The 25,832-nt window shown below is 65.6% G+C and carries 18 protein-coding genes; 12 read left to right on the top strand and 6 right to left on the bottom strand.

Going from position 1 to position 25,832, the window contains the following annotated elements; all coding sequences use genetic code 11:
- The first annotated feature begins 42 nt into the window (after window positions 1-42).
- Entirely contained in the window at window positions 43-732 is a 690-nt protein-coding gene (rpiA, locus tag ACIPRI_RS23120; RefSeq protein WP_446623833.1) for a ribose-5-phosphate isomerase RpiA, read from the top strand.
- A 55-nt stretch (window positions 733-787) separates the two neighbouring features.
- On the opposite strand, the gene ACIPRI_RS23115 is transcribed toward rpiA, so the two are convergent.
- The 5 genes from ACIPRI_RS23115 to ACIPRI_RS23095 form a co-directional block, all read right to left on the bottom strand.
- On the bottom strand, window positions 788-1,417 hold the full coding sequence (locus ACIPRI_RS23115; RefSeq protein WP_446623832.1) for a DUF4124 domain-containing protein: 630 nt from the start codon (window positions 1,415-1,417) through the stop codon (window positions 788-790).
- A gap of 109 nt (window positions 1,418-1,526) precedes the next feature.
- Window positions 1,527-3,584, bottom strand: a complete 2,058-nt coding sequence (locus tag ACIPRI_RS23110; RefSeq protein ID WP_446623831.1) for a M3 family metallopeptidase — start codon at window positions 3,582-3,584, stop codon at window positions 1,527-1,529.
- Window positions 3,585-3,633: 49 nt separating this feature from the next.
- Window positions 3,634-4,482: a bifunctional methylenetetrahydrofolate dehydrogenase/methenyltetrahydrofolate cyclohydrolase gene (locus tag ACIPRI_RS23105; RefSeq protein WP_446623830.1), complete on the bottom strand. Its 849-nt coding sequence runs from the start codon at window positions 4,480-4,482 to the stop codon at window positions 3,634-3,636.
- 73 nt (window positions 4,483-4,555) lie between these two features.
- Window positions 4,556-5,185, bottom strand: coding sequence for a response regulator transcription factor (locus ACIPRI_RS23100; protein WP_446623829.1), 630 nt, complete (start codon window positions 5,183-5,185; stop codon window positions 4,556-4,558).
- Window positions 5,182-7,737: a PAS domain-containing sensor histidine kinase gene (locus tag ACIPRI_RS23095; RefSeq protein ID WP_446623828.1), complete on the bottom strand. Its 2,556-nt coding sequence runs from the start codon at window positions 7,735-7,737 to the stop codon at window positions 5,182-5,184. The genes ACIPRI_RS23100 and ACIPRI_RS23095 overlap by 4 nt, the downstream gene beginning before the upstream one ends.
- A 184-nt stretch (window positions 7,738-7,921) precedes the next feature.
- Here ACIPRI_RS23095 and aceE point away from each other — a divergent pair, with 184 nt between their 5' ends.
- The 5 genes from aceE (at window position 7,922) to ACIPRI_RS23070 (ending at window position 15,464) form a co-directional block, all read left to right on the top strand.
- The gene (gene aceE / locus ACIPRI_RS23090) at window positions 7,922-10,651 is read left to right on the top strand and encodes a pyruvate dehydrogenase (acetyl-transferring), homodimeric type (protein WP_446623827.1); all 2,730 of its coding nucleotides are present in this window, start codon (window positions 7,922-7,924) and stop codon (window positions 10,649-10,651) included.
- Between the two features lie 48 nt (window positions 10,652-10,699).
- Window positions 10,700-12,364 (top strand): dihydrolipoyllysine-residue acetyltransferase, encoded by a 1,665-nt coding sequence (aceF, locus tag ACIPRI_RS23085; RefSeq protein WP_446623826.1) that lies wholly within the window; start codon window positions 10,700-10,702, stop codon window positions 12,362-12,364.
- A gap of 19 nt (window positions 12,365-12,383) precedes the next feature.
- Complete coding sequence (locus ACIPRI_RS23080) at window positions 12,384-12,968, top strand: MFS transporter (protein ID WP_446623825.1); 585 nt, start codon at window positions 12,384-12,386, stop codon at window positions 12,966-12,968.
- Window positions 12,969-12,973: 5 nt separating this feature from the next.
- Window positions 12,974-14,803: a dihydrolipoyl dehydrogenase gene (lpdA, locus tag ACIPRI_RS23075; RefSeq protein ID WP_446623824.1), complete on the top strand. Its 1,830-nt coding sequence runs from the start codon at window positions 12,974-12,976 to the stop codon at window positions 14,801-14,803.
- A 130-nt stretch (window positions 14,804-14,933) separates the two neighbouring features.
- Window positions 14,934-15,464: a CHRD domain-containing protein gene (locus tag ACIPRI_RS23070; protein ID WP_446623823.1), complete on the top strand. Its 531-nt coding sequence runs from the start codon at window positions 14,934-14,936 to the stop codon at window positions 15,462-15,464.
- 15 nt (window positions 15,465-15,479) lie between these two features.
- On the opposite strand, the gene ACIPRI_RS23065 is transcribed toward ACIPRI_RS23070, so the two are convergent.
- On the bottom strand, window positions 15,480-16,040 hold the full coding sequence (locus ACIPRI_RS23065; protein WP_446623822.1) for a C40 family peptidase: 561 nt from the start codon (window positions 16,038-16,040) through the stop codon (window positions 15,480-15,482).
- A 189-nt stretch (window positions 16,041-16,229) separates the two neighbouring features.
- Here ACIPRI_RS23065 and ACIPRI_RS23060 point away from each other — a divergent pair, with 189 nt between their 5' ends.
- From ACIPRI_RS23060 to lpdA (ACIPRI_RS23035), 6 genes are all read left to right on the top strand, one after another.
- Window positions 16,230-17,342 (top strand): PQQ-dependent sugar dehydrogenase, encoded by a 1,113-nt coding sequence (locus ACIPRI_RS23060; protein WP_446623821.1) that lies wholly within the window; start codon window positions 16,230-16,232, stop codon window positions 17,340-17,342.
- 99 nt (window positions 17,343-17,441) lie between these two features.
- A complete protein-coding gene (locus tag ACIPRI_RS23055; RefSeq protein ID WP_446623820.1) occupies window positions 17,442-18,047 on the top strand; it encodes an isochorismatase family protein in 606 nt (201 codons plus the stop codon).
- A 47-nt stretch (window positions 18,048-18,094) separates the two neighbouring features.
- The gene (locus ACIPRI_RS23050) at window positions 18,095-20,014 is read left to right on the top strand and encodes a propionate--CoA ligase (protein ID WP_446623819.1); all 1,920 of its coding nucleotides are present in this window, start codon (window positions 18,095-18,097) and stop codon (window positions 20,012-20,014) included.
- A gap of 172 nt (window positions 20,015-20,186) precedes the next feature.
- A complete protein-coding gene (locus tag ACIPRI_RS23045) occupies window positions 20,187-23,072 on the top strand; it encodes a 2-oxoglutarate dehydrogenase E1 component (RefSeq protein ID WP_446623818.1) in 2,886 nt (961 codons plus the stop codon).
- 49 nt (window positions 23,073-23,121) lie between these two features.
- Window positions 23,122-24,390 carry a 2-oxoglutarate dehydrogenase complex dihydrolipoyllysine-residue succinyltransferase gene (odhB, locus tag ACIPRI_RS23040; protein ID WP_446623817.1) on the top strand — a complete coding sequence of 423 codons (1,269 nt, stop codon included), beginning with the start codon at window positions 23,122-23,124 and terminating at the stop codon, window positions 24,388-24,390.
- A 10-nt stretch (window positions 24,391-24,400) separates the two neighbouring features.
- Window positions 24,401-25,831: a dihydrolipoyl dehydrogenase gene (gene lpdA / locus ACIPRI_RS23035; protein WP_446623816.1), complete on the top strand. Its 1,431-nt coding sequence runs from the start codon at window positions 24,401-24,403 to the stop codon at window positions 25,829-25,831.
- Window position 25,832 lies beyond the last annotated feature (1 nt).

The raw sequence follows: 25,832 nt of genomic DNA, 5'->3' as shown, positions 1-25,832 counted from the left end.
GGATAATTCTCTTTTCTTCGTAGCAGCCAAGGATTTTCCCCGATGAACAGCATCCCCCCGACCCAGGACGAACTCAAGGCGCAGGTCGGACGCGCCGCGCTGGCTTATGTGAAGCCGGGCAGCATCGTCGGCGTCGGCACCGGTTCGACGGTGAACAAGTTCATCGACGCGCTGGCCGGCATCAAGGATCAGATCAAGGGCGCGGTGTCCAGTTCGGTGGCTTCCACCGAACGGCTGCGGGCGCTGGGCATTCCGGTTTTCGACAGCAACGAGGTCGAGGAGCTGGCGGTCTACATCGATGGCGCCGACGAGATCGACGGCGGCGGCCACATGATCAAGGGCGGCGGCGCGGCCCTGACGCGCGAGAAGATCGTCGCCGCGCAGTCGCGCCAGTTCATCTGCATCGCCGATGCCTCCAAGAAGGTGCAGACGCTGGGCGCCTTTCCGCTGCCGGTGGAAGTCATCCCGATGGCGGCGCGCCGCATCATGCGCCAGTTTGCCGCGATGGGCGGCCTGGCCCAGGTGCGCGAAAAGGATGGCGCCGCGCTGGTTACCGACAACGGGCAGCACATCATCGACGTGACGGGTCTGCGCATCACCGACCCCAGGGCCTTCGAGCTTGAAGTAAGCCAGTGGCCCGGCGTGGTCACCGTCGGCGTGTTTGCCTTTCAGCGCGCCAGCGTCTGCCTGCTGGGCACGCCCTCGGGCGTCGAGACGCTGAACTTCGACTGAAGGCCGGGCCTGTTCACACTGTTTACGCGATCCCCGTAAACAGTGTGAACAGGCCCTAGAACTTGATGCCGGCCGGATTGTCCGGCGTCGGTCCGCTGGGTGCGGCTGGCGTTGGGGCGGTTGCGGGCCGCGCGGGGGCTGGGGCTGCAGCGGGCGGTGCAACCGGAGCCTGCGCCACCAATGGCGAAGCCGGCGCATGGCGGTAGCTGGGCGGCAGGCGCGAACTCGAAGGATAGCCCGCCGCATCCAGGTAGCGCGTCCATTCGCCATCCTGGAAACCGACCAATTGCTGAGCGCCGATGGCGAGCGTGGGCAGACCGTTCTGGCCGGTCAGGCGCTGCAGCGCTTCGTTGTCCTGAGCGGTCTGCACCGTGCGTTCCGTGAAGGGCACGCCACGCGTGGTCAGCAGCGAGCGCCCGGCGTCGCAGGGCTGGCAATCGCTGCGGGTGTAGAGCGTGACCGGATAGCGCTGAGTCACCTGGCGCAGCTCGTAGGGCAGGCTGCTGTCGACCGGCAACGAGGTCACGCCGTCGGAGCGCACCGGCTGCGCCGTGCGCGCGCTGGGTGGCTGGTCGGTGTAGGTGACCTTGCCGTTGGCATCGACCTGCCGGTAGACCGATTGGGCACAGGCGCTGCCTGCGACCAGGGCCAGCGCGATCCAGCCAATGCGGCCTTTCAACTTCATTGCGAGCTCCGATGTTTGCGAACGAACGATCGGTTGAGTATGCCAAGCGCTTTGCGATTGCGGCACCCAAGCGAGCCGCGTCGATGCGAAAACGCCACTTCGCGCGAGCTCAGGCCGTTGTGGGTGCCATGCCCTGGTGGCGCAGCAGCGCGTCCAGCTGCGGCGCCCGGCCGCGGAAGGCCTTGAAGGACTCCATGGCCGGCCGGCTGCCGCCCGCCTCCAGGATGGCGGTGCGGTAGCGGCGCCCGGTCTCGATGTTGGGCTTGCCCTCGGCGTCCGCGCTTTCTTCAAACGCGGCGTAGGCGTCGGCGCTCAGCACCTCGGCCCACTTGTAGCTGTAGTAGCCGGCCGCATAGCCGCCCGAGAAGATGTGGGTGAAGGTGTTGGGCGTGCGGCTGAAGGGGGCGGTCGGCATCACGGCCACCTCGGCGCGCACCTTGTCCAGCAGGGCCATGACGGCGCCCGGCTGCGCACTGCTGGCGTCGTGCTCGGTGTGCAGCAGCATGTCAAACAGCGAGAACTCGATTTGCCGCACGGTTTGCAGGCCGCTCTGGTAGTTTTTGGCCGCAGTCATCTTGTCGAACAGCGCGCGCGGTAGCGGCTCGCCCGTCGCGACATGGGCCGTCATGTGGCGCAGCACGTCCCATTCCCAGCAGAAGTTTTCCATGAACTGGCTGGGCAGCTCCACCGCGTCCCATTCGACGCCGCTGATGCCCGAGACGTCGCGTTCGTTCACCTGCGTCAGCATGTGGTGCAGGCCATGGCCGAACTCATGGAAGAGGGTGGTCACGTCGTCGTGCGTGAGGAGCGGCGGCTTGCCATCCACGCCATCGGCGAAGTTGCACACCAGCTGCGCCACCGGCGTCTGCAGCGTGTTGTTGTCGGGGCGCAGCCAGCGGGCGCGCACATCATCCATCCAGGCGCCACCGCGCTTGGCCGAGCGCGCCGACGGATCGAGGTAGAACTGGCCCACCAGTTGCACGCCCTTGGGGCCCTGGCGCTCGATGCGGTAGAACTCGACGCTGGGGTGCCATACCGGCGCGCTGTCGCGGCGGATCGAGACCTCGAACAGCGTTTCGACGATCTTGAACAGGCCCGCCATCACCTTGGGCGCGGTGAAGTACTGCTTGACCTCCTGCTCACTGAAGGCATAGCGCGCCTCCTTGAGCTTCTCGCCGATGTAGCTCCAGTCCCAGGGCTGCGGATCGCTGATGCCCAGCAGTTCGGCCGCAAACGCGCGCAGGTCGGCCAGGTCACGCTCGGCGTAGGGCTTGGCCTTGACGGCCAGGTCGCGCAGGAACTTCAGCACTTCTTCCGGCGACTCCGCCATCTTCGGCACCACCGACAGCTCACCGAAATTGCGGTAGCCCAAGAGCTTGGCTTCTTCCTGGCGCAGCGCCAGGATCTCGCGGATGAGCTCGGTGTTGTCGAAGGCCTCGTCGCCCAGCTCGCTGGCCCGCGTGACATAGGCGCGATAGAGCGCTTCGCGCAGGCGACTGCTCCCGGCGAACTGCATCACCGGCAGGTAGCAGGGCATCTTCAACGTGAGCTTGTAGCCTTCCTTCTGCTCGGCCTGGGCCGCGGCCAGGGCAGTGGCGATCACGTCCTGCGGCACGCCGCCCAGCTCATCAAGCCGTGCGTAGTAGGCGAAGGCATCTGTGGCGTCGAGCGCGTTTTCGCTGAACTTCTGGCTCAGCTCGGCCTGCCGCTCCTGGATGACGGCAAAGCGCTCCTTGTCGGCGCCTTGCAGGTCGGCGCCGCCGAGCACGAAGTTGCGCACCGCGTTCTTGTGCGCCTGGCGCTGCTCGGGGTTGAGGCCGGCTGGATCGATGGCCTTGTATTTGGCATACAGGCGTTCGTCGGAGCCCACGCGGGTCCAGAAGGTGGTGACGCGCGGCATCGCCTCGTTGTAGGCGGCGCGCAGCTCGGGCGTGTCGGCCACGGCATTCAGGTGGCCGACCGCGCCCCAGGCCCGGCTGAAGCGCTCGGTGGAGATATCCAGCTCTTTGGCAATGGCCGTCCAGTCGGCCGGAAACTCTGGCGCGGTGACCGTCTGCAGGGCCTTTTCGGCGTCAGCCAGCAACTGGTCGACCGCCGGCGCCACATGCTCCGGACGGATCTGATCGAACAAGGGGAGGTCGTTGAAGTCGAGCAGCGGATTGGTCATGTCTAGCAAGATGGGGCCGGTTGGGGAAAAGCGCAAGGGCGGTGGCGGATCAGGCTTGCCGCTCGGCCGCCTCGATGGTGTTGACCAGCAGCATGGCGCGCGTCATCGGGCCGACGCCGCCGGGCACCGGCGTGATCCAGCCGGCCACCTGGCGAACGCCGTCGAAATCGACGTCGCCGCACAGCTTGCCTTCGTCGTTGCGGTTCATGCCCACGTCGATCACCACCGCGCCGGGCTTGACCATGTCGGCCGTCAGCACGTTGCGTTTGCCGACGGCGGCGACGATCACGTCGGCCTGCCGCGTCATGGCGCCCAGGTCGGGGGTGGCGCTGTGGCAGATGGTGACGGTGGCGCTTTGCGCCAGCAGCATCATGGCCATCGGCTTGCCGACGATGTTGCTGCGCCCGATCACCACCGCGTGCTTGCCGCGAAGCGAGTAGCCGATGGATTCCAGCATCTTCATGCAGCCGTAGGGCGTGCAGGGCCAGAAGCCCTTGGCGCCGGTCATCAGCGCGCCGGCGCTGGCGATGTGAAAGCCGTCCACGTCCTTGGCCGGCGAGATGGTCTCGATGACCTTCTGGCTGTCCATATGCCTGGGCAGCGGCAGCTGCACCAGGATGCCGTGCACCTTGGGGTCTTCGTTGAGGGTGCGGACGCGCGCCAGCAGATCGGCCTCGCTCATGTCGGCGGGGTAGCGCTCCAGGGTGGCCGACAGGCCGGTCTCGGTGCTGTCGTTGACCTTGTGCTTGGTGTAGACCTGGCTCGCCGGATCCTCGCCGACCAGGATGATCGACAGGTGCGGCTGAACGCCGCGTGCCTTCAGCGCTTGCGTGCGGCCGGCGACTTCGGTGCGGATGGTGCGGGCGAGGGCGTTGCCGTCAATGAGTTGGGCCGTCATGGCGCGATCTGATCCTGAAAGTAGAAACGCCCGCTTGCGCAGGCGTATTCGTGGGGGTTGGAGGGGTGTGGCCTCAGGAGGCCTTCGCGGCGACTTGCCCGAGGGCGATCTTGAGCAGGTCGGCCACCGTGTTGGCGTTGAGCTTTTCCATGATGTTGGCGCGGTGCGCCTCCACCGTCTTGATGCTGATGCCCAGGTCGTCGGCGATCTGCTTGTTCAGGCGGCCGGCGACGATGCGCTCGAGCACCTGTGCCTCGCGGCCGGTGAGCTTGGATAAGAGGGCGTCGCGGCTCGCAGACTGCTGGTGCTGGGCAAAGGTGCCGCGGGCATGCTCGAGCATGCGCTCGACCAGGGCCACCAGTTCTTCGTCATTGAAGGGCTTCTGGATGAAATCCATGGCGCCCTTCTTCATCGAGTCGACCGCCATCGGCACGTCGCCGTGGCCGGTGATGACCACGATGGGCAGCGGCGAGCGGCGCTCGATCAGCCGTTCTTGCAATTCGAGACCCGTCATGCCGCCCATGCGGATATCGACGATCAGGCAGGCCACTTCGCGCGGGTCGTAGCGCGAGAGGAACGATTCTGCGGAGTCGAAGCAGCGAACGCGGTAGTCCTTGCCTTCCAACAGCCATTGCAGCGAATCACGGACGGCTTCGTCGTCGTCGACGACATAGACCGTGCCCTTCTTGGGAATCAAACTCATGCAGGTACCTTTGCCTCGTCGCTTGCTATTGATTTCATGGCGTCGAGTACCGGAATCCAGAATGAGAAACGGCACCCGACGACCTCTGAACCATTGTAGATGTTCTCCGCCTGCATCCGGCCCTTGTGCGACTCGACGATGGTGCGGCACAGATTGAGGCCGATGCCCATGCCTTCGGGCTTGGTGGAGAAGAAGGCTTCATAGAGGCGCTCCATCACTTCGGGGGCCAGGCCCATGCCGGTGTCCTGCACGGAGAACTCCACCGCCGGGTTTCCGTCGATCACGCGCGGCAGCACACGCAGCTCGACGCTGCGGCGCGCCGGCGGGCGCCTGGCCACGTCGATGGCCTCGGCCGCATTGCGCAGCAGGTTCACCAGCACTTGCTCGATCAGGATCGGGTCCACCTGCAGCACCGGCAGGCGCGCCGCCACGTAGTGGTTCAGGCGCACGTTGCGCCGGCGCAGCTCGATGCCGGCCAGCTCGACCGCCTCGCTCACCATGGTGGTGGCCTCGGCCGGCGTGCGGTTGGGTTCGCTGCGCTTCACGAAGGTGCGGATGCGCTGGATGATCTGGCCGGCGCGCTGCGCCTGGCGCGATGTCTTTTCCAGCGCCGAGAGCAGGGAGTCCGAATCGATCTGCGAGCCCTTGATGCGCGACACCATCCCATTGCAGTAATTGGTGATGGCGGTGAGCGGCTGGTTCAGCTCATGCGCCACGCTGGAGGCCATTTCGCCCATGGTGATGAGGCGGCTGGCGGCTTGGGCGCGGTCGGCCTGGGCCGCGTTCTGCTCTTCGGCGTCGCGGCGCTGCGTGATGTCGGTGGCAATCACCATCTGCGCCAGCCGGCCGTCCACCCAGGTCAGGTAGCGCGAACGCACTTCCAGCCACTTGCCCAGCTCGGGCACGAAAATCTCGTTGTTGGCCGGTTGGGCGCCGGTCAGGGAATCGAGCGGCAGGCCGGCGAAGGCGTCGACGTCATCCATCTCCTCGTCATGGGAGGCCGCAGGAGGGACGCCGGCCTGGGCCACCATCCCCAGGTGGCCCACCGTGTCGGAGCCGAACCACAGGCGGTACAGCTTGTTGGCAAACAACAGTTCTTCGCTGCCGATCGGCGCCACCGAGATGGCCGCGTCGAGCGCTTCCAGCACGGTGGTGAAGCGCTCGTAGGAGGCCGACAGCTGCTCGCGGATGCGGGTGGGCTCGGTGATGTCGGTCATCGAGGTCATCCAGCCGGTCTGGTGGCCGCGCGCATCGATCAGGGGCGAGACGTACAGGCGGGCGTTGAACACGCTGCCGTTCTTGCGCTTGACCCGCACCTGGAAGCCGCCGGGCAGTGAACGGCCATGCAGCTCTTCCTCGAGCCGCTCGTTCATGATCTCGCGGTCGGCCTCCAGCCAGTAGGGGAAGGGAGGCGATTGGCCGACCAGCTCTTCCTCGCTCCAGCCCGTCATGGCGCAAAAGGCGGCATTCACGTACGTGATGCGGCCTTCCAGGTCGAGCACCCGCATGCCGGTGGGCATGGAGTTCTCCATGGCGCGGCGAAAATTGGTTTCCGCGACCAGCGCCTGCTGCGCCTGTTGGCGCCGGCGCGTGTGGCGCCAGGTGCCGATCAGCATCCAGCTGGTGAGCACGCTCAGCGCCACCACCAGCCAGAACAGGCCGTTGCCCACCAGGCCTTGCGAAGTGCGGTAGGCCTGGGCTCGCAGCAGCAGGCTGTTGCCCACCGGCGAGACGGGCACTTCGTATTCGTTAAGGTGCTTATGCCAGGGCAGCATGCGTTGTCCGGGCTCCGGCGGGCTGACCTTGTTGCCGGCGATCAGCCTGCCGTTGCCGTCGAGCAGCGCCACCGCGTAGCGAGCCGCCACCTCGGGCGGAATGCCGTAGCGCAGCAGCCCGTCGATGGAAAATTCGCCCAGCACCACGCCGGCAAAAAGGCCTTGGTCGAACAGCGGGATGTGCAGTTGCAGCACTGCCGGCAGGTCGCCACCGCTGCTGGGCTGCGAGAACACCGGTTGCCGCAGCTCGCGCGCCAGCGCGTAGTGGGTTTCGATGTCGCCGGGCCGCAGCACATCGCCGGCCAGGTGCTGCTGGGAAGGATGCACGCTGGGCGCCGAATAGCTGGCCTGGAAGCGCCGGCGGTCGTCGATCCAGCTGATGGCCTGAAGCTCCGGAAACTGGCTGACGAGCGACTCGGAACGGCTGACGAATTCGCTGGCGTCGATCTCCCGGTTGCCGGCGTCGCGGGCCATGCGCATCAGTTGTTCCTGGCGCTCCAGCAAGCGCAGGCGAACGCGCTGCTGCGCGTATTCGACGTCGCGCCGCACCGACTCCTGTTCGCGCTCCAGTTCTTCGGCGCGCAAATACCAGAAGGCCGCGACGATGGCCGACAGAAAGAGCAATACCGCCGCCATCGGCGCCAGCATGGCGACGGCGTCTTGCAGCATCGGCGTCTGGCGGCGCCACCCGCGCCGCCAGACCGCCCATGGCGATGAGGACGTGGACGAGCGCGAACTCGCTCGGACCGCGGTGGACGGCAGGGGAGGCGGGGGCATCGCGCGAGTGTAGGGGAACGGTCAAGACACCTTGGGTTGCGACAACGATTGCCATGCCAATGTCTTGTAATTTCACATTGCAAGATGTGAAAGCACCATTTGAAATTTGCACTTTTTTGTGGGAAACTGCCGCGCAACCTCAACCGGCACTAAATTACAGCCACACCCATCAAGGAGACAAAGCATGTCGGCAAATCCCGAAAACACATTCGGTTCGGCAGCGGCAAACGATGCGGACGCGCAAGAAACGCGCGAATGGATGGACGCCTTGTCCGCCGTGATCCAGAGCGAGGGGCGCGAGCGCGCCCACTTCCTCTTGGAACAACTGCTGGAGCATGCGCGGCAGAACAGCATCGACAAGCCCTTCTCGGCCAACACCGCCTACGTCAACACCATCGAGACCGACCAGGAAGAGCGCAATCCCGGCAACATCGAGATCGAGGAACGGCTGCGTTCCTACATGCGCTGGAACGCGATGGCGATGGTGGTCAAGGCCAACCGCCTGCACCCGCCCGAGGGCGGTGACCTGGGCGGCCACATCGGCTCCTTTGCCTCGCTGGCCAGCATGTTCGGCGCCGGCTTCAATCACTTCTGGCATGCCGAGAGCGAGAAGCATGGCGGCGACTGCCTCTACATCCAGGGCCACGTCTCTCCTGGCATCTATGCCCGCGCCTACCTGGAAGGGCGCCTCACCGAAGAGCAACTGCTCAACTTCCGCCAGGAAGTGGACGGCAAGGGCCTGTCGAGCTACCCGCATCCCAAGCTGATGCCCGAGTTCTGGCAGTTCCCCACGGTCTCGATGGGCCTGGGCCCGCTGATGGCGATCTACCAGGCGCGCTTCCTCAAGTACCTGCATGCCCGCGGCATCGCAGACACCGCCAACCGCAAGGTCTGGGTGTTCTGCGGTGACGGCGAAATGGACGAGGTCGAGTCGCTCGGCGCCATCGGCCTGGCGGCGCGCGAGAAGCTGGACAACCTGATCTTCGTGATCAACTGCAATCTGCAGCGCCTGGACGGCCCGGTGCGCGGCAACGGCAAGATCATCCAGGAGCTGGAAGGCGAGTTCCGTGGTGCCGGCTGGAACGTCATCAAGCTTCTGTGGGGCAGCAACTGGGATCCGCTCCTGGCGCGCGACAAGGAAGGTGCGCTGCGCAAGATCATGATGGAGACCAACGACGGCGACTATCAGTCCTTCAAGGCCAACGACGGCGCCTATGTTCGCAAGCACTTCTTCGGGCGCGATCCGCGCACGGCGGAGATGGTGGCCAAGATGAGCGACGACGACATCTGGAACCTGCGCCGCGGCGGCCACGATTCGCAGAAGGTCTATGCGGCTTTCGCTTCGGCGGTGAAGCACACCGGCCAGCCCACCGTGCTCCTGATCAAGACCGTCAAGGGCTTCGGCATGGGCAAGATCGGCGAAGGCAAGAACACCGTGCACCAGACCAAGAAGCTGGGCGATGAGGACATCAAGGCCTTCCGCGACCGCTTCAACATCCCGATTCCCGACAGCCAGATCGCCGATTTGCCGTTCTACAAGCCGGCCGACGACACGCCGGAGATGAAGTACCTGCACGAGCGCCGCAAGGCGTTGGGCGGCTACCTGCCGTACCGCCGCACCAAGGCCGAAGAGAGCTTCACCGTGCCTTCGCTCGAAACCTTCAAGGCGGTACTCGAGCCCACGGCCGAAGGGCGCGAGATCTCCACCACGCAAGCCTATGTGCGCTTCCTCACGCAGCTGTTGCGTGACCAGGCGCTGGGTCCGCGCGTGGTGCCGATCCTGGTCGACGAGGCACGCACCTTCGGCATGGAAGGCCTGTTCCGCCAGGTTGGCATCTACAACCCCGAAGGGCAGCAGTACACCCCGGTCGACAAGGACCAGGTCATGTACTACAAGGAAGACAAGTCCGGCCAGATCCTGCAAGAAGGCATCAACGAGGCCGGCGGCATGTCCAGCTGGATCGCAGCTGCCACGTCGTACAGCACCAGCAACCGCATCATGGTGCCGTTCTACGTGTACTACTCGATGTTCGGCTTTCAGCGCATCGGCGACCTGGCCTGGGCGGCCGGCGACATGCAGGCACGCGGCTTCCTCTTGGGCGGCACCTCGGGGCGCACCACGCTCAACGGCGAAGGCCTGCAGCACGAGGACGGCCACAGCCACATCCTGGCCAACACCATTCCCAATTGCCTGAGCTACGACCCGACCTTCGCGCACGAAGTCGGCGTGATCCTGCACCATGGCCTGAAGCGCATGGTGGAAAAGCAGGACAACGTCTACTACTACATCACCCTGCTCAACGAGAACTACCCGATGCCCGGGCTGCAACCCGGCACCGAGGAGCAGATCATCAAGGGCATGTACCTGTGCAAGCAGGCGCCGGTGATCAAGGCAGCCAAGGGCAAGGAAGCGCCCTCGGTGCAACTGCTGGGTAGCGGCACCATCCTGCGGGAGTCCTTCTTCGCGCAAGAGCTGCTCGAAAAAGACTGGGGCGTGGCAGCCGCCATCTGGAGCTGCCCGAGCTTCAACGAGCTGACCCGTGACGGCCTGGACGCCGATCGCTGGAACCTGCTGCACCCAACCGACGAGCCGCGCGTGCCCTTCATCGCGCAGCAGCTGGCGGCCAGCAGCGGCCCGGTGGTGGCATCCACCGACTACATGAAGGCCTATGCCGATCAGGTGCGCGCCTTCATTCCCAAGGGCCGCAACTACAAGGTGCTGGGCACCGACGGCTTCGGCCGCAGCGACTTCCGCAGCAAGCTGCGCGAGCACTTCGAGATCAACCGCCACTACATCGTGGTGGCGGCGCTCAAGGCGCTGGCCGAAGACGGCGTGCTGCCGGCGGCCAAGGTGGCCGAAGCGATCAAGAAGTACGGCATCAACGCCGACAAGGTCAACCCGCTCTACGCGTAATCAACAACCTCAACAAGCAACAACACGCTTTCGAGCGGGAGACACAACATGGCAATTGTGGAAGTGAAGGTGCCGGATATCGGCGATTTCGACGAGGTCGCAGTCATCGAAGTGCTGGTCAAAGTCGGCGACACGGTCAAGCCCGAGCAGTCGCTCATCACGGTCGAATCGGACAAGGCCTCGATGGAGATTCCTTCGTCGGCCGCCGGTGTCGTCAAGGAGCTCAAGGTCCAGGTTGGCAGCAAGGTGAAAGAGGGCAGCGTGGTGCTGGTGCTCGAGGCCGAAGGGGCTGGAGCCGCAGCCCCGCCGGCTGCAGCGTCTTCGCCTGCGCCGGCACCTGGACCGGCACCTGCCGCCGCCCCGGCCCAGGCGCCTGCAGCCGCAGCGCCGGCTGCCAGCAGCGGCCCGGTCGAGGTGAAGGTGCCCGACATCGGCGACTTCAAGGACGTGGCCGTCATCGAAGTGCTGGTCAAGCCGGGCGATGCCGTCAAGGTCGAGCAGTCGCTGATCACGGTCGAATCGGACAAGGCCTCGATGGAGATTCCGTCCTCGGCCGCCGGCACCCTGAAGGAACTCAAGGTCAAGGTGGGCGACAAGGTCAACGTGGGCGACCTGATCGCGGTGCTGGAAGGCGCCGCCGGTGCCGCAGCGCCTGTACCGGCTCCGGCGGCCGCAGCGCCGGCGCCCGCAACGGCAGCTGCAGCAGCTCCAGCCCCGGCGCTTGCCGCTGCGCCTGCAGCAGCCGTGCCAGCGCATGAGCCGACCGCGGCCCCCAGCGGCCAGCTGCCGCATGCCTCGCCCTCGGTGCGCAAGTTCGCACGCGAGCTTGGCGTGGCGCTGGACGAAGTGAAGGGCAGCGGACTCAAGGGCCGCATCACCCAGGACGACGTGCAGAACTTCACCCGCGCCGTGATGAGCGGCCAGGTGGTGCCCAAGGCGGCGGCTGGCGCACGTCCCGCGGCGGCCGGCGGCGGCGCCGGCCTGGACCTGCTGCCCTGGCCCAAGGTGGACTTCAGCAAGTTCGGCCAGTTCGAGCGCAAGGAGCTGTCCCGCATCAAGAAGATCAGCGGCGCCAACCTGCATCGCAACTGGGTGATGATCCCGCACGTCACCAACAACGACGAGGCCGACATCACCGAGCTGGAGGCCTTCCGCGTGGCCACCAACAAGGAGAACGAGAAGTCCGGCATCAAGGTGACGATGCTGGCCTTCGTCATCAAGGCGGTGGTCGCGGCGCTCAAGAAGTTCCCCGAGTTCAACACCAGCCTGGACGGCGACGCGCTGGTCTACAAGCAGTACTTCAACGTCGGCTTCGCGGCGGACACGCCCAACGGCCTGGTGGTGCCGGTGCTCAAGAACGCCGACCAGAAGGGCATCCTCGCGATCAGCCAGGAGATGGGCGAACTCGCCAAGAAGGCGCGCGACGGCAAGCTGGGCGCGGCCGACATGCAGGGCGGGTGCTTCTCGATCAGCTCGCTGGGCGGCATCGGCGGCACGCATTTCACGCCGATCATCAACGCCCCGGAAGTCGCCATCCTGGGCCTGTCCAAGAGTGCGATGAAGCCGGTGTGGGACGGCAAGCAGTTCGTGCCGCGCCTGACCCTGCCGATGTCTCTGTCCTATGACCACCGGGTGATCGATGGCGCGTCGGCCGCGCGCTTCAACGCCTACCTGGGCCAGGTGCTGGCGGACTTCCGCCGGATCCTGCTGTGAGCCACTTCAGGGCGCACGCATGACCACGGTAGTGGCCGTCCGCAAAGGCGGCCAGGTGGCGCTGATGGCCGACACGCTGGTCACCTTCGGGGACACGCGGCTGTCGCATCGCATGGAGGCCAACCAGAAGGCCTTCGTGGTGGAAGACGCGCAGGGCAAGAGCATCTTTGCCGCTGCCGGGGCCGCCGCGCATTTCCTGGTGCTGCGGCATGCGCTGGCAGCGCAGCCCCGGGAAGAACTGCGCCTTGGCAGCAAGGACGACGTGTTTCGCACGCTGATGCGCCTGCATCCGGTGCTCAAGGAACACTTCTTCCTGCAGACCAAGGAAGACGACCATGACCCGTACGAGTCGAGCCAGTTCACGCTGCTGATCGCCAATCGTGCAGGCATTTTCGGCGTCTACAGCTACCGCGAGGTGTTCGAGTTCAAGGAGTTCTGGAGCATCGGCTCGGGGCGCAGCTTTGCGCTCGGCGCCATGCATGCGGCCTACGCCAAGGCGCGCACGGCGCGCGAGATTGCCCAGGCCGGCATCGATGCCGCCTGCGAATTCGATCGCAATTCGGCCGGACCGGTCGACGTATTCACACTCAAGTTGAAGGTGTAGAAAAAATGAGCGAACAACAAATCAAGGTGCCCGACATTGGCGACTTCGACGAAGTGGCGGTGATCGAGGTGCTGGTCCAGGTGGGCGACAAGATCAAGGCCGAGCAGTCGCTGATCACGGTCGAATCGGACAAGGCCTCGATGGAGATTCCCTCCAGCCACGCCGGCACCGTGAAGTCGCTGGCCGTGAAGGTGGGCGACAAGGTGAGCGAAGGCTCGGTGGTGCTGACGCTGGAGGTGGAAGAGGGCGCAGGTGCACCCACACCGGCTCCGGCACCAGCACCCGCTGCAGCCGCGGCACCTGCATCAGCAGCGCCCGCCGCCAGCCCGGCGCCCGCGCCGGTGGCGGCGGCCCCGGCCGGCAGCTACGGCGGTCCGGTGGACCTCGAATGCGACGTGCTGGTGCTGGGCGCCGGCCCCGGCGGGTACTCGGGTGCATTCCGCTCTGCCGACCTGGGCCTCAAGGTCGTGCTGGTCGAGCGCTATTCGACCCTGGGCGGCGTCTGCCTCAACGTGGGCTGCATCCCGTCCAAGGCCTTCTTGCACGTGGCTTCGGTGATGGACGAGGTGAAGCACTTCGCCGACCTCGGCGTGGACTACGGCACGCCGAAGGTGGACCGCAGCAAGCTCCTGGGCTACAAGAACAAGGTGGTGGGCCGGCTCACCGGCGGCCTCACCGCCATGGCCAAGATGCGCAAGGTGACGACCGTGCGCGGCGTCGGCAGCTTCCTCGACCCCTACCACGTGCAGGTGGAAGAAACCACCGGCAGCGGCCAGGACAAGAGCGGCAAGAAGCAGGTCATCAAGTTCCGCCACTGCATCATCGCGGCCGGCTCGCAGTCGGTTCAGCTGCCCTTCATGCCGAAGGATCCGCGCGTGGTCGACTCCACCGGCGCGCTCGAGATGGCGCACGAGCCCAAGCGCATGCTGGTCCTGGGCGGCGGCATCATCGGCCTGGAGATGGGCACGGTGTATTCGACCTTGGGCGCGCGCCTGGATGTCGTCGAGATGCTGGACGGCCTGATGCAGGGCGCCGACCGCGACCTGGTGAAGGTCTGGCAGAAGATCAACGCTCCGCGCTTCGACAACATCATGCTCAAGACGAAGACGGTGGCCGCCGAGGCGACGAAGGAGGGCATCCGCGTGAGCTTCGAGGGCGAGCAGGCGCCCAAGGAGCCGCAGCTCTATGACCTGGTGCTGCAGTCCGTGGGCCGCAGCCCCAACGGCAAGAAGATCGCCGCGGAGAAGGCCGGCATCGCAGTCAGCGATCGCGGCTTCATTCCGGTCGACATCCAGATGCGCACCAACGTGCCGCACATCTTTGCGGTGGGCGACATCGTCGGCCAGCCGATGCTCGAGCACAAGGCCGTGCACGAGGCACACGTGGCGGCCGAAGTCATTGCCGGCGAACAAAAGGGCGACAAGGAACTGGCGAGCGCTGCCTTCAATGCGCGGGTGATTCCCAGCGTGGCTTTCACCGATCCCGAGCTGGCGTGGGTCGGCCTTACCGAAGACCAGGCCAAGGCGGAAGGCATTGCGATCAAGAAGGGCCTGTTCCCCTGGAGCGCTTCGGGCCGTGCGATTGCGAACGGCCGCGACGAGGGCATGACCAAGCTGCTGTTTGACGCGCAAACACACCGAATCCTGGGCGGCGGCATCGTCGGCACCCACGCCGGCGACCTGATCAGCGAAATTGCGCTGGCCATCGAGATGGGCGCCGACGACATCGACATCGGCAAGACCATTCACCCGCACCCGACCCTGGGCGAGAGCGTGGGCCTGGCGGCCGAGGCGGCGCACGGCAGCTGTACGGACTTGCCGCCACAGAGGCGCTAGAAGCAGCAAGCCCGCCACTGGCGGGTTGCTCATGCAATGAAACACACGTTGCCTTCATTGGAATAGCCATGGCGCCTCGCAGCGCGGAACATTCGTGCTGCCATCACGGCTTGTCTTCAAGGAGCGCACCATGCATTCAACGCAGTCCACGGCAGTGTCCCCGCTCGCCAGTCTCGCGGGCATTGCCGTCCTTCTCGCCGCAGGCAACGCCTTCGCGAACGATGATTTCGAAACTCAGCTCAGGAGTTACGCGGAGGTTCCCTCGGTGTCATCGACCGCCTCGGGGCGTTTCAAGGCATCGCTCGACCGCAAGTCCGCCTCCATCCGCTATGAGCTTTCCTATCGAGACCTGCAAGGCGAGGTGCGCCAGGCGCACATCCACTTGGGGCAGAGAGGGGTGAACGGCGCGATCATGGTGTTTCTCTGCCAGACTGCGGCCAACCCCGACCCGACCGGCCTGGCGCCGCAATGCGTGCAATCGGGTAGCGTCCAGGGCGTCCTGCAAGCCGCCAATGTGGGCGCGGCCGCTGCGGCGCAGGGGGTCGCCGCGATGGAGTTCGAAGAGATGGCGGACGCCATTCGCGCCGGCGTTGCCTACGTCAATGTCCACTCGTCCACCTTCCCTGGTGGTGAGCTGCGCGGGCAGCTGCGAGAAGACTGAAAACCGAGTGCCGGACTATTCGCCGGCCGGTGCCGCAGCCGCGTCGCCGCCAGCGACCACGCGCCGCGCGCCATTGAAGCGGCGCTGCCAGTAGCTGCCGTTCATGTCTTCGATGCGCACGGATGCGCCGGTGCGGGGCGCATGGACGAACTTGCCGTCACCGATGTAGACGCCCACATGGCTGAAGGCGCGGCGCATGGTGTTGAAGAAAACCAGGTCGCCGGGTTTGAGCTCGGAGCGGTCGATCTTCTCGGTGGCCGCGGCCTGCTCTTCGGCGCGGCGCGGCAGCACCAGGCCCAAGGTCTGGTTGTATACGGCGCGCACCAAGCCACTGCAGTCGAGCCCGGTTTCGGCGGTGTTGCCGCCACGCCGGTAGGGTACGCCCAGAAAACCGAGGGCGCCGGTTACCAGGACAGAAGTCCTGTCCGTGACCGTCTGGCGAACCTGCTCGAGCTGGGCGATCAAGCCCTGGTCGACCATCAGGCGGCCGATCTCGTCATTGCGCTCGATCTGCGGTGCCGCGATGGCGGTCGTGCACACGGCCAGCAGGAGTACAGGTAAGACGATAAAACGCATGACGCGTAGGATATTGATGACATTGGGTCATGTCAAACAAAGTTGCAGATGAAATACGACCTGCAACTCCTTGTCGCACAATGCTTTTTCCCAGACGTTTGATTATGGAAATGTAACTTGTTTGGCCCGCCCTCGATGGGTGGATCAAGCAAGTAATGGCAAAGTTTTCTTATTTGGACTGGAGGCTTTATGCGCTTTCCGTGCTTTCTTGCCTGGCTTTTGGCGGTTTTTGGCGCTACCGCAGCGCTTGCCGAGCCGCGCCCGGTGGTGTTGGCGCGCGGTCTCGAAAACCCCTGGGCGCTGGCCTTCCTGCCCGGCGGCCGTTTTCTGGTGACCGAAAAACTGGGCCGCATGCGCGTCGTCGAGGCGGATGGCAAGGTCGGCCCGCCTCTCTTGGGCGTGCCGCCAGTGGCCGTCGGCGGCCAGGGCGGATTGCTGGATCTGGTGCTGGATTCCGCCTTCGAAACCAATCGCACGCTGTACTTCTGCTATTCCGAGCCGGATAGCGAAGCCGAGGGCGGCCGCACCAACAGCACCGCCCTGGCGCGGGCCCAACTCTCGACCGACCGTGCCCGCCTGGAAGGCGTGCGCGTGATCTTCAGCCAGAAGCCCAAGGTGGCAAGCCGCAACCACTTTGGCTGCCGCATTGCCGAGGCACGGGACGGCACGCTGTTCATGACCCTGGGTGACCGCTTCAACCGCAAGGACGATGCACAAACCCTGGACAACCACCTGGGCAAGATCGTGCGCGTCACCAAAGAGGGCGCGGCGCCGCCAGACAACCCCTTTGTCGCACGGGCCGGCGCACTGCCGGAGATCTGGAGTTATGGGCACCGCAACGGCCAGGGCCTGGCCTGGGCGCCTGATGGTCGCCTGTGGATGAGCGAGCACGGGCCGCAGGGCGGCGATGAGCTCAACATCGTGCAGCCCGGGCACAACTACGGCTGGCCGGTCATCACCTACGGCGAGAACTATGGCGGCGGCAAGATCGGCGAGGGCATCAGCGCCAGGGAAGGCCTGGACCAGCCGCTGCACCACTGGGTGCCTTCCATCGCGCCCTCCGGCATGGTGTTTTTGAGCAGCGACCGCTATGGCAAGAGCTGGCGCGGCAATCTCTTTGTCGGCTCCCTCAAGTTCGGCTACCTGGACCGCATCGATCTGCAAGGCGGCAAGGTGGCGGCCGAGCACAAGCTGCTGGACGAAGGGCGGGCCCGCATCCGCGATGTGCGCCAGGGCCCCGACGGCCTGCTCTACGTGCTGACCGACCAGAGCAACGGGCAGCTGATTCGGCTGCAGCCCTGATGCCCTTTTCGGCTGCTGAGCCAGCGAACTCAAGCTCCTGCCGCGCTGATGGCTGTCTTTCGGTGGTACGGTCGAACCATCGCTTTTGAACCTGAAACCATGCTGCTCGACGCCTCCCAATCCCAACTCGTGCTGGTCGACTACCAGGCCAAGTTGATGCCCGCCATCTTCGAGGCCGAGGCCGTGACCCGCAATGCCGTGCGCCTGGGCCAGCTGGCCAAGCTGCTGAAGGTGCCGGCCTGGGGCACGGAAGAGAACCCGTCCGGCCTGGGCCCGAATCTGCCCGAGATTCGCGCCCTGTGTCTGCGCACCCTGTCCAAGATGCAGTTCAGCGCGGTGGAGGAAGGCCTGGCCGAATGGCTGCGCACCCCCACACCCGCAGCGCCGCGCGGTAACGCGCGCAGCCTGCCCAAGCACCTGCAGAAGGCGGTGCCCGCGGCCGAGGAGCGCAACATGATCGTCATCGCCGGATGCGAGGCCCATGTCTGCCTCTTGCAGACGGCGCTGGACCTGATCGAGGACGAGTTCGAGGTCTGGGTCGTCACCGACGCCTGCAGCTCGCGCACCGAGCGCAATCGCGACGCCGCCTTCGACCGCCTGGCCGGTGCCGGCGCCGAGCTGGTGACGACCGAAATGGTGGCTTTCGAATGGCTGCGCGGCTGCGAGCATCCGGCCTTCCGCGAGGCGTTGGCGCTGGTGCGTTGAGACTGCGGGCAGGGCCTGCGAAGGCGTGAACGAGGAGACAAGGAACCATGAGCCCCACCAGCCGCTACGACGAGTTCTACCGTCAGTCGATCGAATCGCCCGAGGCTTTCTGGGCCGAGCAGGCCAAGCTGATCGACTGGCAAACGCCACCGGCGCGCATCCTGGATGCCGACAAGCCGCCCTTCGTGAATTGGTTCGTCGGCGGCACCACCAACCTGTGCCACAACGCAGTCGACCGGCACCTGGCGGCGCGCGGCGACCAGCCGGCGCTGATCCATGTCTCCACCGAAACGGGCAGCGAGAAGACCTACACCTTCCGCCAGCTGCACGAAGAGGTGCAGCGCAGCGCCGCCAGCCTGCTGGCACTGGGCGTGGGCAAGGGGGACCGCGTGCTGATCTACATGCCGATGATTCCGCAGGCAGCCTTTGCCATGCTGGCCTGCGCGCGCATCGGCGCCATCCACTGCGTGGTGTTCGGCGGCTTTGCCAGCGGCGCGCTGGCCTCCCGCATCGAGGACGCCGCGCCCAAGGTCATCGTCAGCGCCGATGCCGGTTCGCGCGGCGGCAAGGTGGTGGCCTACAAGCCGCTGCTCGATGAAGCCATCCGCATTTCCAGCTACAAGCCCGAAGCGGTGCTGCTGACCGATCGCGGCCTGGCGCCGATGGCGCTGACACCGGGGCGCGACCACCTGGCCAGCGAGGTGGCCGCCAGGCTCCCGTCGACTGACGTGCCTTGCACCTGGCTGGCCGCCACCGACATCAGCTACACCATCTACACCAGCGGCACCACTGGCCGGCCCAAGGGCGTGCAGCGCGACACCGGCGGCTACGCGGTAGCGCTGGCGGCCAGCATGAAGCACATCTTCGATGGCCGTGCGGGCGAGACCTACTTCTCCACCAGCGACATCGGCTGGGTGGTGGGCCACAGCTACATCGTCTACGGTCCGTTGATCGCCGGCATGGCCACGCTCATGTACGAGGGCCTGCCGACGCAGGGCATGAACCGCGAGCCTGACGGCGGCATCTGGTGGCGCCTGGTCGAGAAGTACAAGGTGACGGTGATGTTCAGCGCGCCGACGGCAGTGCGTGTGCTGAAGAAGCAAGACCCGGCGCTCTTGAAGAAGTACGACCTGTCTTCCTTGCGTGCGCTGTTCCTGGCCGGCGAGCCGCTGGACGAGCCTACGGCGCGCTGGATCAGCGATGGCCTGGGCGTGCCCATCATCGACAACTACTGGCAGACCGAATCGGGCTGGCCGATCATTGCCCTCGCCAACGGGGTGGAGCAGAGGCCCAGCAAATTCGGCAGCCCCGGCCTGCCGATGTACGGCTATAAGGTGAAGATCGTTCACGAGAGCACCGGCGAGGAACTGACTGGCGCCAACGAGAAGGGCGTAGTCGCGATCGAGGGCCCGACACCGCCCGGCTTCATGCAGACCGTGTGGAAGGACGACGCGCGCTACGTCAACACTTATTGGAAGAGCATTCCCGGCTGCATGGTGTATTCGACCTTCGACTGGGGCATCCGCGACGAGGACGGCTACTTCTACATCTTGGGCCGTACCGACGACGTGATCAACGTGGCAGGCCACCGCCTGGGTACGCGCGAGGTCGAGGAATGCATCTCCGGCCATGCCGGTGTCGCGGAAGTGGCGGTGGTTGGCGTGGCCGACGCGCTCAAGGGCCAGGTGGCCATGGCCTTTGTCGTGCCCAAGGACTCGGCGGTCCTCGGCGACAACGCGCGCGCCCTGGCACTCGAGGGCGAAATCATGCAGCGCGTGAACGACGAACTGGGTGCGGTGGCGCGGCCGGCGCGCGTGCGCTTCGTCTCGGCGCTGCCCAAGACGCGCAGCGGCAAGTTGCTGCGCCGGGCCATCCAGGCCGTGTGCGAGCAACGCGACCCGGGCGACCTCACGACCATGGACGATCCGGCCTCGCTGCAGCAGATCAAGCAGCTCGTGCAAGCCTGAATCAGACGGTCTGGAATTCGCGCCGGGCGCTGCCATATTCTTGAAGTGGCACAATGCGAGGGTACTCAGGCCCTTCCAGCCACAGTCGCATCCGCCAATCGGTTCAGCCGTGTCGCGGAAGGTTTTTCCAACCAGCTAGTGCTTCCTGCAGGGAAGCGAAGGTCAGCGCAACATGAGCGATCCGTCTTCGACGTCCGGTCCGGGCGTCTATCAAGCCTATCAAGGCAACACCTATCTCTTTGGCGGCAACGCTCCGTACGTCGAAGAGATGTACGAGAACTACCTCGCCAATCCCACCAGCGTGCCGGACAACTGGCGCTCGTACTTCGACGCGCTGCAGAACGTACCCGCCACCGACGGCAGCAACACCAAGGATGTTCCGCACCAGCCGGTCATCAACGCCTTTGCCGACCTGGCCAAGAAGGGCACGACCAAGGTCGTGCAGGCCAGCGGCGCCGATTCCGAACTGGGCCGCAAGCGCACCGCCGCCCAGCAGCTGATCGCCGCCTACCGCAATGTCGGCGCTCGCTGGGCCGACCTGGATCCGCTCAAGCGCGCCGAGCGCCCCGCCATTCCCGAGCTGGAGCCCTCGTTCTACGACTTCAAGGACGCCGACCTCGAGACGGTGTTCAACACCAGCAACACCTTCTTCGGCAAGGACACCATGTCCCTGCGCGACCTGCTGAATGCGTTGCGCGAGACCTACTGCGGCTCGATCGGCGCCGAGTACATGTATATCACCGACCAGACGCAAAAGCGCTGGTGGCAAGAGCGGCTCGAGAGCGCGCGCACCAACCCGCAGCTGAATGCCGACGAGAAGAAGCATGTGCTGGATCGCCTGACGGCCGCCGAAGGCCTGGAGCGCTTCCTGCACACCAAGTACGTCGGCCAGAAGCGCTTCTCGCTGGAAGGCGGCGAGAGCTTCATCGTCTCGATGGACGAGCTCATCAACCAGGCCGGCGTCAAGGGCGTGCAGGAAATCGTGATCGGCATGGCCCACCGCGGCCGCCTGAACGTGCTGGTCAATTCGCTCGGCAAGATGCCGGCCGACCTGTTCGCCGAGTTCGACCACACCGCGCCTGAAGACCTGCCCAGCGGCGACGTGAAGTACCACCAGGGCTTCAGCTCGGACGTGACGACGGCCGGCGGCCCGGTGCACCTCAGCCTGGCCTTCAATCCCTCGCACCTGGAAATCGTGAACCCGGTGGTCGAGGGCTCGGTGCGCGCCCGCATGGACCGCCGCGCCGACCCGCAAGGCAAGCAGGTGCTGCCGGTGCTGGTGCACGGCGATGCCGCCTTTGCCGGCCAGGGCGTGGTGATGGAAACGCTGGCGCTGGCCGAGACCCGGGGCTACTTCACCGGCGGCACGGTGCACATCGTCATCAACAACCAGATCGGCTTCACCACCAGCGACCCGCGCGACAGCCGCTCCACGCTGTATTGCACCGACATCGTCAAGATGATCGAGGCGCCGGTGCTGCACGTGAACGGCGACGACCCCGAGGCCGTGGTGCTGGCCACCCAGCTGGCGCTGGAGTTCCGCATGGAATTCCAGAAGGACGTGGTGCTGGACATCATCTGCTTCCGCAAGTTGGGCCACAACGAGCAGGACACGCCCTCGCTGACCCAGCCGCTGATGTACAAGAAGATCGCCAAGCATCCCGGCACGCGCAAGCTGTACGCCGACAAGCTGGCGACGCAGGGCCTGGGCGACACGCTGGGCGACGACATGGTCAAGGCCTACCGCGCCGCCATGGACGCCGGCAAGCACACCATCGACCCGGTGCTGACCAACTTCAAGAGCAAGTACGCGGTCGACTGGAGCCCCTTCCTCAACAAGAAGTGGACTGATGCGGGCGACACCGCGATCCCGACTTCCGAATGGAAGCGCCTGGCCGAGCGCGTCACGTCGACGCCTGCCAACTTCACGGTACATCCGCTGGTGAAGAAGGTGCTGGACGACCGCGCCGCCATGGGCCGCGGCGAGGTGAACGTGGACTGGGGCATGGGCGAGCACATGGCCTTTGCTTCGCTGGTCTCCAGCGGCTACCCGGTGCGCCTGTCGGGCGAGGACTGCGGCCGCGGCACCTTCACGCACCGCCACGCGGTGCTGCACGACCAGAACCGCGAGAAGTTCGACGAGGGCACCTTCGTGCCGCTGCAGAACGTGGCCGACAACCAGGCGCCCTTCGTCGTGATCGACTCGATCCTGTCGGAAGAAGCGGTGTTGGCCTTCGAATACGGCTACGCCTCCAACGACCCCAACACCCTGGTGATCTGGGAAGCGCAGTTCGGTGATTTCGTCAACGGCGCGCAAGTGGTGATCGACCAGTTCATTGCCTCGGGCGAAGTGAAGTGGGGCCGCGTCAACGGCATCACGCTGATGCTGCCGCACGGCTACGAAGGCCAAGGCCCCGAGCACAGCTCGGCGCGCCTGGAGCGCTTCATGCAACTGGCCGCCGACACCAACATGCAGATCGTGCAGCCCACCACGGCCAGCCAGATCTTCCACGTGCTGCGCCGCCAGGTGGTGCGCAACCTGCGCAAGCCCTTGGTCATCATGACGCCCAAGTCGCTGCTGCGTAACAAGGATGCGACCTCGCCGCTGTCCGAGTTCACCAAGGGCAGCTTCCAGACGGTGATTCCGGACAGCCGCGACCTGAAGGCCGAGAAGGTCAAGCGCCTGGTCGCGTGCTCGGGCAAGGTCTATTACGACCTGGCCAAGAAGCGCGAGGAACTGGACCGCGAAGACGTCGCGATCATCCGGGTCGAGCAGCTGTACCCCTTCCCGCACAAGGCTTTTGCTGCGGAACTGAAGAAGTATCCGAATCTGGTCGACGTGGTGTGGTGCCAGGACGAGCCGCAGAACCAGGGCGCCTGGTTCTTCGTGCAGCACCAGATCCACGAGAACATGCAGGAAGGCCAGAAGCTGGGCTACTCCGGCCGCGCCGCCTCGGCCTCGCCGGCGGTGGGCTACTCGCACCTGCATCAGGAACAGCAGAAGGCACTGGTCGATGGCGCCTTCGGCAAGCTCAAGGGCTTCGTGCTGACCAAGTAAGAACAACGACCAAAGTCAATCAGAGAACACGAAGCGGAGCACCCTTCAAATGTCTATCGTAGAAGTCAAAGTCCCCCAGTTGTCCGAATCGGTGGCCGAAGCCACCATGCTGCAGTGGAAGAAGAAGCCCGGCGAGGCCGTGGCGATCGATGAAATCCTGATCGAGATCGAGACCGACAAGGTCGTGCTGGAAGTGCCGGCACCGGCAGCCGGCGTGCTGTCCGAGATCATCGCGGGCGACGGCGCCACCGTGGTCGCCGAACAGCTGATCGCCAAGATCGACACGGCCGCCAAGGCCGGCGCCGCTGCACCCGCGGCGGCACCCGCAGCCCCTGCCGCTGCATCGGCCCCCGCAGTCGCTGCCGCCCCGGCAGCAACCGGCGGCAGCAAGGGCGACGTCGCCATGCCGGCGGCTGCCAAGCTGCTGGCTGACAACCAGCTCACCACCGCCCAGGTGGCCGGCTCCGGCAAGGACGGCCGCGTGACAAAGGGCGACGTGCTGGCGGCCGTGGCTGGCGGCGCCAAGCCGGCGCAGTCGGCCGCTGTGATCCCGATGCCCGCCGCCAAGCCGGCCCTGCAGCAAGTCGCCGCGCCCACCAGCGCGCCCGACCTGGGCGAGCGCCCCGAACAGCGCGTGCCGATGAGCCGCCTGCGCGCCCGCATCGCCGAGCGCCTGCTGCAATCGCAAGGCACCAACGCCATCCTGACCACCTTCAACGAGGTGAACATGGCGCCCGTGATGGAAATGCGCAAGCGCTTCCAGGAGAAGTTCGAGAAGGAGCACGGCGTCAAGATCGGCTTCATGAGCTTCTTCGTGAAGGCCGCGGTGCACGCCCTCAAGAAGTACCCGGTGCTCAACGCCTCGGTGGACGGCAACGACATCCTCTACCACGGCTACTTTGACATCGGTATCGCCGTCGGTTCGCCGCGCGGCCTGGTGGTACCGATCCTGCGCAATGCCGACCAGATGAGCTTTGCCGACATCGAGAAGAAGATTGCCGAGTACGGTGCCAAGGCGCGCGACGGCAAGCTGGGCATCGAAGAGATGACCGGCGGCACCTTCTCCATCAGCAATGGCGGCGTGTTCGGCTCGATGCTGTCCACCCCCATCATCAACCCGCCGCAGTCGGCCATCCTGGGCGTGCACGCCACCAAGGACCGTGCCGTGGTCGAGAACGGCCAGATCGTGGTGCGCCCGATGAACTACCTGGCCATGAGCTACGACCACCGCATCATCGACGGCCGCGAAGCCGTGCTGGGCCTGGTGGCCATGAAGGAGGCGCTCGAAGACCCCGCTCGCCTGCTGTTCGACATCTAAGGAGAAGCAGATGTCCAACAAGCAATTCGACGTCGTCGTCATCGGCGGCGGTCCCGGGGGCTACGTTGCCGCGATCCGCGCGGCGCAGCTGGGCTTCAATGTGGCCTGCATCGACGAGTGGAAGAACGCCAAGGGCGGCCCCGCCCTGGGCGGCACCTGCACCAACGTGGGTTGCATTCCCTCCAAGGCGCTGCTGCAGTCGTCCGAGCACTACGAGCACGCCGGCAAGCACTTCGCCGACCATGGCATCCAGATCGAAGGCCTGGGCCTGGACCTGGCGAAGATGGTCGGCCGCAAGGATGCGGTGGTGAAGCAGAACAACGACGGCATCCAGTTCCTCTTCAAGAAGAACAAGGTGACGTTCTTCCACGGTCGCGGCTCGTTCGCGAAGGCTGGCGAGGGCGGCTACGAGATCAAGGTGAGCGGCGCAGCCGAGGAAACCATCTCCGGCCAGCACATCATCCTGGCCACCGGCTCCAACGCCCGTGCACTGCCCGGCGCTCCCTTCGACGAGGAGAACGTCCTGTCGAACGACGGCGCCCTGCGCATCGGCGGCGTGCCCAAGAAGCTGGGCCTGATCGGCTCGGGCGTGATCGGCCTGGAAATGGGTTCGGTCTGGCGCCGCCTCGGCTCCGAGGTGACCGTGCTGGAAGCGCTGCCCACCTTCCTGGGCGTGATCGACGAGCAGATCGCCAAGGAAGCGAAGAAGGCCTTCGACAAGCAGGGCCTGAAGATCGAGCTGGGCGTGAAGGTCGGCGAAGTGAAGTCCTCCAAGAAGGGCGTCAGCATCGCTTATGAAAACGCCAAGGGCGAAGCGCAGCAGATCGAAGTCGACAAGCTGATCGTCTCGATCGGCCGCGTGCCCAACACCATCGGCCTCAATGCCGAAGCGGTGGGCCTGCAGCTCGACGAGCGCGGCACCATCGTGGTGGACGCGGACTGCAAGACCAATCTTCCCAAGGTCTGGGCCATCGGCGACGTGGTGCGCGGCCCGATGCTGGCGCACAAGGCCGAGGAAGAGGGCGTGGCGGTGGCCGAGCGTATTGCCGGCCAGCATGGACACGTCAACTTCAACACCATCCCCTGGGTGATCTACACCTCGCCCGAGATCGCCTGGGTCGGCCAGACCGAGCAGCAGCTCAAGGCCGAAGGCCGCGCCTACAAGGCCGGCACCTTCCCCTTCCTGGCCAACGGCCGCGCGCGCGCACTGGGCGACACCACCGGCATGGTGAAGTTCCTGGCCGATGCCGCCACCGACGAGATCCTGGGCGTTCACATCGTGGGCCCGATGGCCAGCGAGCTCATCTCCGAGGCGGTGGTGGCGATGGAGTTCAAGGCCAGCGCCGAGGACATCGCCCGCATCTGCCACGCGCACCCGTCCCTGAGCGAAGCGACCAAGGAAGCTGCCCTGGCGGTCGACAAGCGCACGCTGAATTTTTGAG

The organism is Variovorax sp. LARHSF232 (genome assembly GCF_052871435.1).
Note: the sequence above shows the minus strand (reverse complement) of the source record. Positions and strands in the feature narration are given on the sequence as shown.

What these genes read in the sequence shown, in the direction of transcription:
- ACIPRI_RS23105 (WP_446623830.1), bottom strand. Translation starts at nt 4,482, where the DNA reads ATGACGGCCCAACTCATTGACGGCAACGCCCTCGCCCGCACCATCCGC.
- lpdA (WP_446623824.1), top strand. Translation starts at nt 12,974, where the DNA reads ATGAGCGAACAACAAATCAAGGTGCCCGACATTGGCGACTTCGACGAA.
- ACIPRI_RS23080 (WP_446623825.1), top strand. Translation starts at nt 12,384, where the DNA reads ATGACCACGGTAGTGGCCGTCCGCAAAGGCGGCCAGGTGGCGCTGATG.
- ACIPRI_RS23095 (WP_446623828.1), bottom strand. Translation starts at nt 7,737, where the DNA reads ATGCCCCCGCCTCCCCTGCCGTCCACCGCGGTCCGAGCGAGTTCGCGC.
- ACIPRI_RS23055 (WP_446623820.1), top strand. Translation starts at nt 17,442, where the DNA reads ATGCTGCTCGACGCCTCCCAATCCCAACTCGTGCTGGTCGACTACCAG.
- aceE (WP_446623827.1), top strand. Translation starts at nt 7,922, where the DNA reads ATGTCGGCAAATCCCGAAAACACATTCGGTTCGGCAGCGGCAAACGAT.
- ACIPRI_RS23110 (WP_446623831.1), bottom strand. Translation starts at nt 3,584, where the DNA reads ATGACCAATCCGCTGCTCGACTTCAACGACCTCCCCTTGTTCGATCAG.
- odhB (WP_446623817.1), top strand. Translation starts at nt 23,122, where the DNA reads ATGTCTATCGTAGAAGTCAAAGTCCCCCAGTTGTCCGAATCGGTGGCC.
- ACIPRI_RS23100 (WP_446623829.1), bottom strand. Translation starts at nt 5,185, where the DNA reads ATGAGTTTGATTCCCAAGAAGGGCACGGTCTATGTCGTCGACGACGAC.
- ACIPRI_RS23115 (WP_446623832.1), bottom strand. Translation starts at nt 1,417, where the DNA reads ATGAAGTTGAAAGGCCGCATTGGCTGGATCGCGCTGGCCCTGGTCGCA.
- ACIPRI_RS23050 (WP_446623819.1), top strand. Translation starts at nt 18,095, where the DNA reads ATGAGCCCCACCAGCCGCTACGACGAGTTCTACCGTCAGTCGATCGAA.
- lpdA (WP_446623816.1), top strand. Translation starts at nt 24,401, where the DNA reads ATGTCCAACAAGCAATTCGACGTCGTCGTCATCGGCGGCGGTCCCGGG.
- ACIPRI_RS23065 (WP_446623822.1), bottom strand. Translation starts at nt 16,040, where the DNA reads ATGCGTTTTATCGTCTTACCTGTACTCCTGCTGGCCGTGTGCACGACC.
- rpiA (WP_446623833.1), top strand. Translation starts at nt 43, where the DNA reads ATGAACAGCATCCCCCCGACCCAGGACGAACTCAAGGCGCAGGTCGGA.
- aceF (WP_446623826.1), top strand. Translation starts at nt 10,700, where the DNA reads ATGGCAATTGTGGAAGTGAAGGTGCCGGATATCGGCGATTTCGACGAG.
- ACIPRI_RS23045 (WP_446623818.1), top strand. Translation starts at nt 20,187, where the DNA reads ATGAGCGATCCGTCTTCGACGTCCGGTCCGGGCGTCTATCAAGCCTAT.
- ACIPRI_RS23070 (WP_446623823.1), top strand. Translation starts at nt 14,934, where the DNA reads ATGCATTCAACGCAGTCCACGGCAGTGTCCCCGCTCGCCAGTCTCGCG.
- ACIPRI_RS23060 (WP_446623821.1), top strand. Translation starts at nt 16,230, where the DNA reads ATGCGCTTTCCGTGCTTTCTTGCCTGGCTTTTGGCGGTTTTTGGCGCT.